General features: G+C 62.4%; 11 protein-coding genes. 2 read left to right on the forward strand and 9 right to left on the reverse strand.

Translation table 11 applies throughout. The features are described from left to right. The first annotated feature begins 108 nt into the window (after nt 1-108). Both J3R75_RS14520 and J3R75_RS14525 read left to right on the forward strand, forming a co-directional pair. Nucleotides 109-786, forward strand: coding sequence for a flavodoxin family protein (locus J3R75_RS14520; RefSeq protein WP_307262884.1), 678 nt, complete (start codon nt 109-111; stop codon nt 784-786). Nucleotides 787-1,500: 714 nt separating this feature from the next. After that, entirely contained in the window at nt 1,501-2,172 is a 672-nt protein-coding gene (locus tag J3R75_RS14525) for a prepilin-type N-terminal cleavage/methylation domain-containing protein (protein ID WP_307262886.1), read from the forward strand. A gap of 117 nt (nt 2,173-2,289) precedes the next feature. Here J3R75_RS14525 and J3R75_RS14530 read toward each other — a convergent pair whose 3' ends face one another. The 9 genes from J3R75_RS14530 to rimO form a co-directional block, all read right to left on the reverse strand. After that, nucleotides 2,290-3,078 (reverse strand): ankyrin repeat domain-containing protein, encoded by a 789-nt coding sequence (locus tag J3R75_RS14530; RefSeq protein WP_307262889.1) that lies wholly within the window; start codon nt 3,076-3,078, stop codon nt 2,290-2,292. A 112-nt stretch (nt 3,079-3,190) separates the two neighbouring features. After that, nucleotides 3,191-3,706, reverse strand: a complete 516-nt coding sequence (locus tag J3R75_RS14535) for a peptide chain release factor family protein (protein ID WP_307262891.1) — start codon at nt 3,704-3,706, stop codon at nt 3,191-3,193. 46 nt (nt 3,707-3,752) lie between these two features. Next, nucleotides 3,753-4,562: an amidohydrolase family protein gene (locus tag J3R75_RS14540; RefSeq protein ID WP_307262895.1), complete on the reverse strand. Its 810-nt coding sequence runs from the start codon at nt 4,560-4,562 to the stop codon at nt 3,753-3,755. A gap of 169 nt (nt 4,563-4,731) precedes the next feature. After that, nucleotides 4,732-7,833, reverse strand: a complete 3,102-nt coding sequence (locus J3R75_RS14545; RefSeq protein ID WP_307262897.1) for an efflux RND transporter permease subunit — start codon at nt 7,831-7,833, stop codon at nt 4,732-4,734. A gap of 15 nt (nt 7,834-7,848) precedes the next feature. Further along, the gene (locus J3R75_RS14550) at nt 7,849-9,549 is read right to left on the reverse strand and encodes an efflux RND transporter periplasmic adaptor subunit (protein ID WP_307262900.1); all 1,701 of its coding nucleotides are present in this window, start codon (nt 9,547-9,549) and stop codon (nt 7,849-7,851) included. Then, nucleotides 9,546-10,862: a TolC family protein gene (locus tag J3R75_RS14555; RefSeq protein WP_307262903.1), complete on the reverse strand. Its 1,317-nt coding sequence runs from the start codon at nt 10,860-10,862 to the stop codon at nt 9,546-9,548. The genes J3R75_RS14550 and J3R75_RS14555 overlap by 4 nt, the downstream gene beginning before the upstream one ends. Nucleotides 10,863-10,957: 95 nt before the next feature. After that, on the reverse strand, nt 10,958-11,422 hold the full coding sequence (locus J3R75_RS14560; RefSeq protein WP_307262905.1) for a hypothetical protein: 465 nt from the start codon (nt 11,420-11,422) through the stop codon (nt 10,958-10,960). 85 nt (nt 11,423-11,507) lie between these two features. After that, the gene (locus tag J3R75_RS14565) at nt 11,508-12,353 is read right to left on the reverse strand and encodes a cell division protein FtsQ/DivIB (protein ID WP_307262908.1); all 846 of its coding nucleotides are present in this window, start codon (nt 12,351-12,353) and stop codon (nt 11,508-11,510) included. Between the two features lie 3 nt (nt 12,354-12,356). After that, nucleotides 12,357-13,823, reverse strand: coding sequence for a 30S ribosomal protein S12 methylthiotransferase RimO (gene rimO / locus J3R75_RS14570; protein ID WP_307262909.1), 1,467 nt, complete (start codon nt 13,821-13,823; stop codon nt 12,357-12,359). Nucleotides 13,824-13,851: the final 28 nt, after the last annotated feature.

Below are 13,851 nucleotides of genomic sequence, written 5' to 3' on the forward strand. Positions count from 1 at the left end.
GACTGATCGGACTGATCCGGCAGACTTGATCGGTCGGATCAGTCGGATCCGTCGGATACGTCCGCGAAGAAAACAGAAGATACGTCCGCGAAAAGGAGACAAGGGCAAATGAAGATTCGCATTGTGGGTTTGAACTGCAGTCCGCGTACGGAGAGCAACAGCGCGGCGATTCTGGACAAGTCGGTCGAGATGGCCAACGCGAAGCTTGGCGGCGCGATTGATTTTGAGCGCGTCAATCTGCGCGAATGCAAATTTGATGCCTGTCTCGCCTGTGGCGTATGCGGAAAGCGCAAGGATCGCGAGGAGTTCATGCCCTGCGTGCAGCATGACGATCTCGACGCTGTGATGGAAAAGCTGGTCGCCGCCGACGGCATTGTCGTTGCCACGCCGGTGTATTTTGGTCTGCCTTCGGACCTGTTTTCCAAGTTCATCATGCGCACGCGCTACCTGCGCCACCAGGATTTCAAGTTGGCGAACAAGGCCGTGGCGGTGATGGCTATCGCGGGCCGTCGTTCCGGCGGTGCCGAGACGACGATTATATCGACGTGGCTGCCCTTTATACGCCATGGCTGTTTGATTGTGGGCAACGGCGACCAGACCTGCCAGTTTGGCACCATGGGCTGGGCTGGGCCGAGTGGGCAGATCCTCACGGACGACTGGGGCATGGAGCAGGCCGAACAGACCATGCGCCGGGTCTATGAAGTCGCCTCGCTGGTCAAGGCCGGTACTGGCACTCTCAATCATCAGTGCCCCATGCGCTTCTCATACCAAGCCGGGACGCGCTGAAGGGGGCGACAATAATAGCGCAAGAGCTGGTTGCACAGGGCAGGCTGGTGGCCGTGTCTTCATGAAGGAGTGGCCACCGTTTTTGTGTCCTTGCCTGACCGTGTTCATCGGGAGCAGTGCGTCATCAGTATTGGCCCCCTAAGCGACATGGCGAGGAAATGGTCCCACGCTCATGACGAGCATATCAGAATTCTTGCGTGAGCAATTGTTTCTTCCAGGTAATCGGTCTGTCATTGATAACCAAAACTGTGGTGCCTCTACGAGGCACTGTCTGTTGGCAGGCTGCGTCCCCAGGCTAAAGCCTGGGGTTAAGCATGGTTAAGCGCCTACGGCGCAAAAACATGGATATTGAATGATGGTGGTTTTTGGCCCGAACCGGATAAAGCAGGTTGCCTGATCGGCCAAGTTCGGCCCGGAGGGCCGCACCATGCATAGCCCCGGGTGAGGCGCCCGGAGGGCGCCGCAACCCGGGGTATGATAGCAAGTTAGAATTGCGCCCGGAGGGCGCCACATTGGCGAGGCACGCCGCGTCCCACGCGCCAGCGAGAGGCATGCCGTGCATCCGTTATCAATCACTGACCGATTACTCTTCCAGTATAAAACATTTTCAAGACGCTTGTTATTTATGGGGAAAGTAACTATAATTCGCGTTAGCTATGTCTATTGCACAATGGTCATGAGGATAAGAATTGCACTACACAGGAGATTGCAGATATGAAGTCGCGTCGATTTACCTTGATTGAACTGCTCGTGGTGATTGCCATCATCGCCATATTGGCGGCCATGTTATTGCCTGCCTTGGCCAAAGCGCGGGAGAAAGCCCGCAGCATCAGCTGCATCAACAATTACAAGCAGCTCGGGGTGTACATGATCATGTACACGGACGACAATGCCGGTCTCTACGCCGCACATGATTGGGGTGTGCGCTTTTACAACGATTACATGAACAAAACGACCGAGGGCTGTGCCCGTTGTCCATCTTTTCCGGCGACCAGTACACTTACCAGTGGCACGGTGAGGCCCATCAATTGCAGTTACTCGGTATCGGGCGTTTGGTGGAACTATACGGTGAAACTCTTTGCCATCTACTACACGGGGCGCACGAACGAACGCGTAAGCACGTCGGAGGTCACGCTGCCCTCGCAGAAGATTTATCTCACCGAGCGCTACTTGAGCACCTACGACCGGAGCACCATCAATACCACTCAGCTGATGAATGATCGTTATATGAGCAACATCCACGGCGGCTACTCGAACGTATTGCTTGCTGACGGCCATGCTCGCGCGGTCAAGCTCCCAGGCGATGTGGCGCCGCTGGGCCAAAAGCAGAGCTGGCCGAGCAGCGCGGCCTATATCGCCGACGACACGACCAATCTCGGGCTCTGAGCACACCGGCGGCGGCGCTGGCGGTACTGCGCCACTGGCGGGATACGCAGGATGCACAGAACGGGCCGGCATGACGCGTGGCGCGATGAACGCGCTGGACGTCATGCCGGCCTTTGCTTACTTTGCGTGTTGGCGGCGGTATTTGGCGAGGATTTCCAGGTATTGATTTTTCAGGTCGGTAGCGTGTTTGCTGCGTGCCTGGATCAGTTTGTCGGCGTTTTCGGCATCCGGGTGCCATGATGTCGCGAGGGTTTCGGCCAGATGGTCGATGTAGCGGGTGATGGGAAAATTCTTTTGGCATTCTGTCGGGCAGAATTTGGGCTGGTCGTAGGCGATGGCACCGAGGGCGAGGACGTACTCGAACATTGCCGGCTGTTGTGAGTCCACGGCCAGGTGCAGTGCGCTGAGGCCTTCCCAAGTGTAGCCTTGCCAGGGCATTTTGCAGTCCTCAATGAGGTACTTGGCCAGTTCGACATTGCCGCTGTTGATGGCGTTTTGGGCGAGATTGACGCCGGTGTCGTCAAGGGCGAAGGGATTGGCGCCGGCCTGCAGGAGATACTTGACGACGTTGGTGGCGCCGGCGGCGGCGGCGTAGAGCAGCGGCGTGTCTTCAGGGCCGTATGGGTAGTCGAGGGGGTCGACCCTGGCCAGTTTGGCTTCCTGGTGGAGGAATTTGATGATATTGAGGGAGCCCTGTTCGGCGGCGTCGAGCATGCAGCAGTCCATGAGGTCGGCCAGGGCGTCGGTGGTTTTTGCCGGTGTTTTGAGCAGTGCTGCCAGCGCTCGCTTGAGGCCGGGGAGATTGTTGTCATAGACCATGTCTAGTACGCGCTGTTCAGCCGGGGGGAAATCCGGTGTGCCGTCAAGACCGCCTTTTTGGGGAAGGTAGTTGCTATAGTCATTCATGAGTGGATGGCCTTTCAACAATGGGTTTAGGGGGAATGTCAAGCCGGTTATTGCAGAGGCGTGGTAAGAATGGGGTAACTCTCTCTGTGCAGTGGGTTGTGTTGAGTTGTGGTTACTGCCGGAGCGGCGGGAGGTTGCGTTTGGTCCGTTCCTGATTGATTTTCTGCCAGAGCGCGGGCGACTTGGCCAGTTCCTTGTTGAAGCGGCCCGTGCTCATGCCAAGTGCTGCCGCCGCGTCGGCGATGCGGTAGTCGGCGGCGTGCAGGGCGTCCAGCGCGTGCGCGGCCCAGAGCGCGAAGAGGGCGTTGTTGACGCTGGGCGCGTGCTCAGCGGCGGTGGCTTCGGTGGTCGGTGTCGGCGTGGTTTCCAGGCGGATGGCCAGGGCGATTTCCATGCGCAATTTGCGCAGGGCGTGTTGGCGGTTGAGGTGCTGCGAGCGGCTGCTGTCGTCCATGGCGCTGACGCCGGTGAGGTGGTGTGTGAGCTGCACGGCCGATTCGGTCTTGTTGCGCTTTTGGCCGCCGGGGCCTACGCCGCGGCGGGTGTCGCAACGGCAGAGTCGGAAGAGCTCGTCGTCGCTCATGCTTAGCCATTGATCGCGATGCGTGTTGGCGTTGGCGCTGTCCATGCTTCGTTGGTCCTTGTATGCTGTGCGGCGTTGCTTGTTTCCGTGGTCAGGCCGACTGCAGTACTGGCCAGAGTCGCGCGGCGTTGCCCCAGAAGATGCGTTCCGTATCCGCTGCGGGCAGTGCCAGGCTCATAATGTCGGCGACGGCTTCCCGGAGGTCCTGCCATGGCGAGTCGGTACCGAAGAGAATCTTGTCGGCGCCGTGGGCACGAATGATGCGGGACAACTGATGCGGATCGCGCATGAAGGGCTTGGCGAAGGCCGTGTCCATCAGGACGGCGCTACCGACGAGGTGTCGCTCGACGTCGTCCCATGAGCGCCAGCCGCCTAGGTGCGCCGCGATGATGGTCAGGCCAGGATGACGGCGGGATAATTCCACGAAGTCTGGCGGCGATGAATGAAAGGGCGGCTCGAAACCGATGTCCTGGCCGGCGTGGATGATCACGGGCAGGGACAATTCCTCGCAGCGTTGCCAGATGGGCTCCAGCCGCTCTTCCAGCAGGAAGAACTCCTGGTACTCGGGATGGAATTTGACGCCGCGCAGGCCGAGCTCGTGAATGCGGGTGATTTCGTCTTGCGGCGCGGTGACTGCCGGGTGCATGCCGCCCATGGAGAGCATGGGCAGGCTGTTCTGTTTGGCGACGCGGTCGTTGACCGAATGGACTTGGTCTGGCCGGGTCACCACCGGGCAGTTCAGCCAAGCCGTGTAGCCGGCCTCACGCGCTTTAGCAGCCAGACCGGCCGCCGTGCCGTCCGTAAAAACCGGTATGCCGCAGGAATTCTTGCGCAGATGCGCCAGGGCCTGCGCGGCTATCTTGTCGGGAAAAACGTGGGTGTGGACATCGAAGATCTTCATGGCGCTCATTCCTGTCGGTCAGAACTGATGGTATGTGACAGCAGATGAATTTACCCCGCTTTTCAGCGATTGTGCGCGTCGGGCGTGTTTTTTCTTGGAACAGAGTCGGCTGGTGGCGCGCCCGCAGCGGCGTGTTGAGCAGCTGCGGGCGCGGGGTGTTTCGTACGCGTCAGATTTTGTTGCGGCGTTCTTCGACGGCGCTATAGACGGCGGGGATGACGAGTAGCGTCAGGGCGGTGGCGGTGGCTAGTCCGAAGACCACGACGGTGGCCAGTGGCCGTTGCACATCGGAGCCGACGCCTCGGGCCATGAGTAGCGGGAGGAGCCCGAGCACGGTGGTAAGTGCGGTCATCAGCACGGGGCTGAGGCGGAGCATGGAGCCTTTGCGGACGGCGTCGTGCAGGGGAATGCCACTGGCGCGGAGGTCATTGTAATGTGTGACCAGCACGATGCCATTCTGCATGGCGATGCCGAACAGCGCAATGAAGCCCACTGCGGCAGGCACGGACAGATACTCGCCGAAGAGGAGCAGCCCGACGACGCCGCCGCATAGCGCCAGCGGTACGTTGGCGACGATGATCAGCGCGTGGCGGAAGCTCCCAAAGGCCAGCCAGAGCAGCACCATGACTGCCAGTATTACCACCGGCACAATTAGCGCCAGGCGGGACATTGCCCGCTGCTGGTTCTCGAACTGGCCGCCGAATTCGACCATGTAGCCAACCGGCAAGGACACGGCTTCGGCAATGCGCTGGCGCGCGTCAGCCACCACGCTGCCCAGGTCGCGGCCGCGAATGTTGCCCTGGACCAGCCAGTAGCGCTGGTTGTTCTCGCGGTTGATCTGGATGGGGCCGACGTCGTGGCGGATGTCCGCCAGCTGCTTCAGGGGCAACTTCACGCCGTCGGCATTGGCGATCATGATGTCGCCGATGGCCTCGGGGCTGCTCCGGTAGTCATCCTGGTAGCGCACAAACACGCCGTAGCGCCGGGTATTGAGAAAGATGGTGTCGACGACTTCGCCACCGACGGCGAGCTCGACGGTCTCCAGTAGGTCGTGGATGGCCACGCCATGGCGGGCGCAGGCAGCGCGATCGGCGACAATTTGCAGCTGTGGCTGGCCGCTGTTCTGTTCCAGGGAGAGATCGACCAGCCCTGGCACCGTCGTTACGGCTTGTCGGACGGCTTCCGCCAGCCGGCGCAGTTCGGCGAGGTCTTCGCCATAGACCTTGATGGCAAGCTGGGCTTTGCTGCCGGAGAGCAGTTCATCAAAGGCGTTCTGGATGGGCTGGGTGAAGTTGAGCTGGACGCCGGGGAATTGCGCGAGGTGTTTGGCCAGAGCCGCGACCAGGTCGTCTTTGCGCTGGAAGCGCTGCCAGCTGGCCATCGGCGTGAGTTCGAGCTGGATTTCGGCGGTATTGACCGGGTGCGGGTGGCTGCCGGCTTCGGGGCGGCCGATGCGGGATACTGTCCGGCTAACCTCCGGGAATTCCATGATGGCCCGTTCCATGCGCATGACGGTATCGGTGCCGTCTTCGAGCGCGATGGCCGGTGCCATGGTGACGCCGATGAGGATGGAGCCTTCGTCGAGGGTGGGGATGAACTCGCTGCCCAGGCGCGGCAGCATCAGGCCGCTGCCCAGCAGGACCAGCACGCTCAGAACCAGGACGAGGGCGCGGTGGCCGAGGACCCAGCGTAGCTGCGACTCGTAGAGGCGCTTCAGCACCCGAATTAGCCACAGCTCGCGGCTGGCGGCGCGGGGCTTCAGCAGGACCTGGCACAGCACCGGCGCGAGCAGCAGGGCTGCCAGCAGTGATCCGAGCAGCGCGTAGCTGATCGCGTAGGCCATCGGCGCAAACATCTTGCCTTCCACGCCCGTGAGGGTGAAGATGGGCAGGAAGACGCTGATGATGATGGCGATGGACATGACGATGGGTCGGCTCACTTCCTTTGCGGCGGCGGCGATGTGGGCCATTCTGCCCTCAGGCGTCGCGGTTGTGCCCTGGAGGCGCCGGGTGATGGCCTCGACCATGACGATGGTGCCGTCGCCTAGCATGCCGATGGCGATGGCGATGCCGCCCAGAGACATGAGATTGGCCGACAGGCCCTGCCAGCCCATGCCCAGAATCGCCACCGCCGCGCTCATCGGTAGGGCTACGGCGACGATCAGCGCCGCGCGCCAGTTGCCCAAAAACAGAATCAGCACGGCGATGACCAGCAGAGCGCCTTGCAGTAGCGCCTTCTTGATGGTGCCGGTTGCGTTGCTGACCAGCTCCGATTGATCGTAGTAGGGCACCAGCGTTACACCGGCCGGGAGAGTCGCCTGGACCGATACTACCCGTTCGTGCAGGCGGGCGATGACCTCCGAGGTGTTGGCGCCGTAGAGTTTCAGGACCAGGCCGGACACCACTTCGCGTTCCCCATTGACCGTGACGACGCCGCGGCGCAGCTCCGGACCATAGCGGACATCGGCGATGTCGCCCAGGCTGAGCGACGACGCGCCGTCGTGGCGCAGCGGCAGTTGGCGCAGATCGTCCAGCGTCGCCAGCAGCCCCAGGCCGCGCACCAGGTGTTCTTCCTGGCCCATGACGACAAACTGCGCGCCGACGTTGCGGTTGTTCGTCTGTAGGGCCGTGACGACGTCGTCCATGCCGAGGCCGTGGGCATCCAAACGGCGGGGATCGACCAGCACCTGGTACTGCAAAACATGGCCGCCGATGGCGAGGATGTCCGTGACGCCGGGCACGCTCTGCAGCTGGTATTTGACGACCCAGTCATTGAGTTCACGCAGCCAGAGGTCGAGGGGCTTGTCACCACAGTCCACGATGGCCGGATCGGCCTGCAGATAGTAGAGAAAAATCTGCCCGAGACCGGTGGCAATGGGCCCGATGGCCGGTGCGGTGTCCAGCTCTGGTAGTTGGTTGCTGACGGCGGCGAGGCGTTCGCTCACGACCTGACGGGCGAAATAGATATCCACGTCGTCGGCGAAATACACGTAGATCACGGCCATGCCGAAGGCCGACGTGGACTTGATGCGGGTCACCCCGGGCAGGCCGTTCATGGCGGTTTCAATGGGGAAGCTCACCAGTCGTTCCATTTCTTCCGGGGCGAAGCCGTGGGCTTCGGCGAAGATTGGGACGAGGACGGGTGAGGTGTCGGGAAAGGCGTCCACGGGCAGTTGCCGGTAGTGGTGAATGCCCAGTCCGAGGATGACGGCGCTGAGAAGCAAAATCAAAGCAGGCCGGCGCAGAGCCAGGCCGATAATGGGATCGATCATCGTGTCCTCCTATGCTCAGTGGCCGTGTCCGGCATGTGGGTCCAGCGCGCTGGTGACCAGCTTGGCTTTCAGGGTGTAAGCGCCGGCGGCGACGTAGGTCGTGCCTGCGTTCAGGCCGCTGGCGATGGCCACGCGTTCGCTGTCGCCCGGGCCGAGCTGCACGGGCTGTGCCGTGAAGGCGTCGCCGGCGGGTACGAAAACCACGCTTTCGCCGTCGATGTTCTGGATGGCGTTGCGGGGCACGACGACCGGGTAGGTCGTGTTGTTCGTGCGCAGTCGCGCCTCGACGGCAGCGCCGGGACGCCAGTGGCCAGCGGTGTCGGTCAGTTCTGCGCGTACCGTGGCGGCGCGGGTTGCCGGGTCAAGGACAGCGGAAATCATGCGGATAGGCGCGCGGGTTTCGTCGTCGCGATGCACGCTGCAGATGGTGATGTTCTGCCCGACGGCGATGCCGTCCAGATCCTGGGCATAAACGAGCAATTCGACCCAGACGCTGCTGGTGTCGGCCAGCGTGAACAGCGCGCTGTCGGCGCCCACTCGTTCGCCGGTTGTACTGGAGCGGCTCAGAATCGTCCCGGCGAACGCGGCGCGGACTTCGCAGCGGGCGAGGTCGGCTTCGGGTGGCAGCGCCTCGGCGTTGTCGACCATGGCGGCCAGGGCGCTGAGTGCCTCGTCGTTTTCGCCGGCGACGCGCAGGCGCAGCGCGGCGCAGTTGGCGGCGAAGCGTTTTTCCTGAGCGTCGGCACGGGCGCTTTCCCAGGCGAGTCGTTCTTCGTAGACGGCGCTGTCGCGCAGGGCCCGGTAATGGGCTGACGCCTTGGCGTAGGCCGTCTGGGCGTTGAGTAAGTCTTCTTCGCTGCCGATGGCCTTTTGGCGCAGGCGTTCTTCGCGTTCGGCATTCAGCCGCAGCTGTTCCAGCTCGCTGTAGGCATCGACGAGCTGTGCCAGGCGCTCGCCCAGGTCGTCGGCGGAAAAGTCCGCCAGCGCCGCCAGCGCCGGCTTTTCCGCGAGGTAAGTCACCAGTCGTTGCGTGTTGCGCTGGACGAGTTCGGCGCGCTGGGCATGCCTGTCGGCCAGCGTCGCCTGCTGCAGCTTGCTGAGATAGTCAAGGCGCATATCCGCCAGTTCGCTGCTGCGGAGCAGCGCCAGGAGTTGTCCGGCGGCGACGCGGTCGCCTTCGCTGACCAGCATTTGTGCTATGACGCCCGCTACCGGCGTGGTGATTTGCGCTTGGCGCTCGCGATTGAGCACGATTTGACCGCGCAGGAGCTTCTCCTGCGCGATATCCCCGCCAGCTGCAACGGCCAGCTCAATGCCGGCATGACGACGTTCCGCCGCCGAGAGGGTCAGGCCGCCAGAAGCGTCGCCAGAGCCCGGACCGTGGTCATGCCCGGCGTGGGCGTCTTCCGCGTCTTCGGCGTGGTCAGCGTGATCGGCGTCGTCTTCCGCGTGGGCAGAATCGGCCTTTGCATGGTCGGCGTGGTCGGCGTGGTCGGCGTTTGCCGGGGCCATCTTGGTGTCTTTTGCGTGATCATCGTGGTCATCGTGGTCGGTGGTACAGTCTGGTCCATGTGCGTGTCCGGCGTTGTTATTGTCCAGTGCTTGTTTGGCGCCAATGGTCGCGATGGCCGCGATGATCAGCAAGGCGATGACGATCTTGCCGGCGAGGCCTTTGCGGTGACCTCCGTGTGCTATGTTCGGTTGGTTCTCGGTCATTGTCTTTTATCCTCAAATGAAGGTGATGACGTTTCAGTATTCAGTTGGCCGATGAGTCGCTTGATGCCGTTCAGGTGCTGATGCACTTCGGCGAGGGCATCGATGTATTCGCTGTTGAGTTCCTGCCATGCCTGTTGGACGCTCAACAGCGCCAGGTAGCTGCCGCGGCCCAGGCGATGGGACTCGCTGGCGTCAGTCAGCGCGCGCTGTGCGTGGGGGAGCAACCCGTCACGAATGGCCGTTGCGGCCGCGACGGCTGTCTTGGCACTGAGCCACTCCTGTTCCAGTTCGGCCTGCAGTGCCAGCTGCGTGGTTGTGGCCTCGGCGCGCGCGCGGGCGACGCCATGCAGAGCGGCTATGCGGTTGCCGCGGTTACGATCAAAAAGCGGCAGTGGCATGGACAGACCAAGCTTCGCCAGGTGTTCGCCGCTGCCGCGCTCGTAGCTGTAGCCGACGGACAGCGTCAGGTCCGGCATGGCAGCGCGATCTTCGCTGGCCAGCTCGGCGGCGGCTACGCGCTCGGCTTGCGCTGCGTGTTGCCAGGCGGCGCTGTCCGGCAGGCGCGCCAGGAGTTCTGCCATGGTCGGCAGTGGCGGCAATGCGCGCAGGTCGCCCGTGATGGGCCGGTTCCTGAACGCATTGGCCTGTGGCCCAAGCTGCGCCAGCAACGCGGCACGACTGCGGTCGACGGCACTGATCGCTCGGAGCACGGCCAATTCCTGTCGGGCCAGTTCCATCTCAGCTTGACTGAGTTCCTGCGGGGCATCTTTGCCGGCCTGGACTCTTTCAGCCACGCAGTTGCGCGCGCTACGGGCGCTGTCGGTGGCGGCGTGTAGGAACGCCAGTCGTTCCTGGGCTGCGAGCACGGACAGGAAGTCCTCTCGCAGGGCGGCGAGCGCGTCCTGTTCGGCAATGCTGTTTTCCCAGCGCTGTTCTTCGGCCGTCATGGCTGCCAGGTGCTGACGGCGGCGGCGTTTGCCCCCGAGCTCAAAGGGCTGGTTGAGTTGAATCGCGTAAGTCGTTTCTGCCAGGCGATTGCCAGGGCCCTCGGTGGCGACGTCTTCCATCTCCACTTCCAGCTCGGGATTGGGCAACGCGGCGGCCTGGTCGATTAGGCTCAGCGCAGCAGCGTAGCCGGCATGCCGGGCCGTGCTGGCCGGGTGCGTGGCAAGGACAAGTGCTTCAAGTTCAGCAAGAGTCACCGGCGTCTGGGGCGACGTCGGCGCAGTGGCCGCGTGATCATCAGCGCGGCTGGCGGTGGCCAGAATCAGGCATAGAAATGCCAGAGGGCCAAAAAGGCTCGTTCGTGTCATGACAATCCTCTGTTTTTAGTCGTTCGACAAATCGTGCCATGCTGGCCCCGCTGGGGCCCGTTGGGCATGACTCGAGTCTACAGCTAAAACAGGGATCATAGACGCAAGACTGTCGTCCTGATGCTCACTATATGCGGCGGCACGCAGGTGGGACGGCGGTCCGGAGGAAGGAGAGAATTACAGGGAGAGAAGACCGGCGGCTGGCCGGGCGGGAGAAGATAAGCAATGGGCGCCTTGACGCCGGCATTGGCTTTCGCGAGACGGTGCCAGGTGGCGCGTTCGGCGGCGTCCAGGGGATAATCCGTGCAGCTTTCGGCTGCCAAACCCGGCTGGTCGTAGCTGGGTCCAGAGTGTTGCTGGAGTTCGCTGTGGCCGTGGCCGGGCTCGGCTTGCGGGAGGTGTTCGCTGCGGCCGTGGCAGTGGCCGGCGTTGGCGTTTTCCAAGGCGACGTGGCCGTCCGCGCCGACGCATACCACCATGGCAGCAGTGGTTGGCTGTGCGGCGGTCAGAGTGAGCAGCCAGATAAGGGCGAGAAGGGTGGTGAGTGGACGGTGACGCATGCGGTGAATAGACAATGCTTGTACGTGCATGTTCCCCGTGCACGATCAGAAAATGCCGGCGAGCGGAAAATAGGCGTGGCTGTCGCTACGGCGTCAGGGGGATGTTTCGTTCGTAGGTGACGTTTATGGTGCCGATGGTGCCACGGCGTTCTTTTTTCATGTTGACGATGTCGTTGAGGCGTTTGAAGGCTGCATCCATATTGGCAAGGGGCACGACGACTTCAGAGCCGGCGCGAAAGACGGTGCCGCCTGGGGTGGCGCGGAGAATGAGTCGGAAATGGCGCTGGCTGTAGTCGAGTTGGATGAGGGCGATATCGCAGTAGGCCATGTCGTCGTGAGTGGCGACGAAGCGCAGCAGTCGTAGGGCACCGAGGAGCATGAAGTCATCGGTGCGGGTTCCCTGTTCAAGCTTGCCGGGGTTGCGGATGCCGGTGATTTGCGGTAATGTCGCTGGCACGCCCTTGATGCCCTGGTAGGGGAGGATGAAGCCATTGCGGTCGATGAGTAGCGTCGGGATGCAACGCAGGGTCGCTTCTGGGGTGCATTCGCTGAATTGGATATTGAGGGTGTCGGGAATGACTCGGCGGACTTCCGCGCTGTGGACGAGCGGCTCGGCAAGCAGGCGTTTGCGGATCTTGCCGATGTCGATGGCGAGGAGATTGCAGTGGCCGATATCCACGCCCATTTCGCTGAGAATGGTCAGCACGCGATCGCGGGAGTAATTCGCCGTCGGGGCGGTGGTGACGTGCAGGAGCGTGAAATGGGGGTTGTTGACGTAAAAATGGCGGCGGACGGCTTTGCCGGCAAAGACCAGGCCGGTGATGGCGATGGCGAAGAGCGTGAGGCTGATGACGACCCGCACGGCGATGCGGGTCGAGCGGTTGTCTCTGGAGACATTGGCGGGTAGTTTCTTTTTATCCCTGATTGGCATGATTTACCTTGCGGTTTTACGGCGTTTGCCTGCTGGGGCGGCGCTTTTTGCGGTGGCCTTGCCATCGGGTTCGGCGGGGCTGATTTCGGCATCGAGGTCGTAGATGTCGGCGCCGGTGATGACGACGTCGGCGAAGCACGGCTGCAGGCATGGCTGACTGGCGCGGGTTTTGACGGTGATGAGCTGGTCGACGTCTGGCGCATCGCCGGTGCTGCGGGCTTGCCAGTGCCGTTTGTCCACGGGTTCTTCGAGGAGCACGCGGAGTTTTTTGCCGACCATGGCGGCATTTTTGCGCGCGGAGACATACTGCTGGGCAAGGAGGAGTTCTTCTCGGCGGGCCATCGCGATTTCTTCGGGAACGAGTCCTTCGTGGATATCCATGGCGGGGGTATTTTCCTCGGGCGAGAAGGCGAAAGCGCCGAGGCGATCGAAGCCGTAGGACTTGACGAATTCGAGGAGTTCCTGGAAGTCCGCGTCGGTTTCACCGGGGAAGCCGACCAGGAAGGTGGTGCGGACGGTGAGTTCGGGATATTGGTCGTGGATTTTGGTCATGAGGGCGCGGGTCTGGTCGCTGTCCATGCCACGGCGCATAGCTTTGAGGATTGGCGTGCTGAGGTGTTGCAGGGGCATGTCGAGATAGGGCACGACGTGTTTGCCGTGGGCGAGGATGTCGAGCAGTTCGTCGTTGACGTAGAGCGGGTGGGTGTAGAGCACGCGCAGCCAAAAATCGCCGGGGATGGCATCGCAACGGCGGAGGAGCTCGGCCAGGGTGCTGCCGTCTTTGCGGTCGAGGCCGTAGCGGGAACTGTCTTGGGCGATGAAGTTGATTTCCAGCGCGCCTTGCTCAAGGAGCTGATGGCATTCGCTGACGACGGAGTCCATGCTGCGGCTGCGCTGATTGCCGCGGATGCCCGGGATGGCGCAGTAGGCGCAGCGGTGGTCGCAGCCTTCGGCGATCTTCACGTAGGCGAAGGCGCTGGGCGTGAGTGTCAGTCGCGGCGTGGTGTGGTCATAGAGATAGGTGGGCAGGGGCAGGGCGCCAAGGTCGCTGCCGCGCGGCGTAGGGGCAGAAGAAGCCGCCGTGCGCTTGCCGCCGGCGTTGAAGGCGGCAGTAATTTTGGCGGCGACGCTGGTGATGTCGTCCAAGCCGATAAACAGGTCCACGCCGGGGTAGTCTTTGCGGCATTGCGGGAGATTGCGCTGGACGAGGCAGCCGGCGACGGCGACCAGGCGTTTGCGGCCGCGCGGGGCCTGTTTCTTCCAGACGATAGCGTCGCGGACGGCCTGGTCGGCCTCGTCGCGGGCATCGCGGATAAAACTGCAGGTATTGACGAGCGTCACGTCTGCGTCGTCGGGCGATTCGGCCAAGTAGAGGCCATTGGCGACGAGGTCGCCGCACATGACCTCGGTGTCCACGAGGTTCTTGGCACAACCGAGACTGACGATGCTGACGGTGATGGCGTTGGGCATGGCAAGGAACTTTCTGTTGCAAAAGAGG

Origin of the sequence: Oligosphaera ethanolica (genome assembly GCF_030814695.1) — a bacterium.
Lineage (GTDB): Bacteria > Verrucomicrobiota > Lentisphaeria > Oligosphaerales > Oligosphaeraceae > Oligosphaera > Oligosphaera ethanolica.

Excerpts from the sequence above, each read along its gene's own strand:
- J3R75_RS14565 (WP_307262908.1), bottom strand. The coding sequence starts at position 12,353 with ATGCCAATCAGGGATAAAAAGAAACTACCCGCCAATGTCTCCAGAGAC.
- J3R75_RS14545 (WP_307262897.1), bottom strand. The coding sequence starts at position 7,833 with ATGATCGATCCCATTATCGGCCTGGCTCTGCGCCGGCCTGCTTTGATT.
- J3R75_RS14560 (WP_307262905.1), bottom strand. The coding sequence starts at position 11,422 with ATGCGTCACCGTCCACTCACCACCCTTCTCGCCCTTATCTGGCTGCTC.
- J3R75_RS14525 (WP_307262886.1), top strand. The coding sequence starts at position 1,501 with ATGAAGTCGCGTCGATTTACCTTGATTGAACTGCTCGTGGTGATTGCC.
- J3R75_RS14530 (WP_307262889.1), bottom strand. The coding sequence starts at position 3,078 with ATGAATGACTATAGCAACTACCTTCCCCAAAAAGGCGGTCTTGACGGC.
- J3R75_RS14520 (WP_307262884.1), top strand. The coding sequence starts at position 109 with ATGAAGATTCGCATTGTGGGTTTGAACTGCAGTCCGCGTACGGAGAGC.
- J3R75_RS14535 (WP_307262891.1), bottom strand. The coding sequence starts at position 3,706 with ATGGACAGCGCCAACGCCAACACGCATCGCGATCAATGGCTAAGCATG.
- J3R75_RS14550 (WP_307262900.1), bottom strand. The coding sequence starts at position 9,549 with ATGACCGAGAACCAACCGAACATAGCACACGGAGGTCACCGCAAAGGC.
- rimO (WP_307262909.1), bottom strand. The coding sequence starts at position 13,823 with ATGCCCAACGCCATCACCGTCAGCATCGTCAGTCTCGGTTGTGCCAAG.
- J3R75_RS14555 (WP_307262903.1), bottom strand. The coding sequence starts at position 10,862 with ATGACACGAACGAGCCTTTTTGGCCCTCTGGCATTTCTATGCCTGATT.
- J3R75_RS14540 (WP_307262895.1), bottom strand. The coding sequence starts at position 4,562 with ATGAAGATCTTCGATGTCCACACCCACGTTTTTCCCGACAAGATAGCC.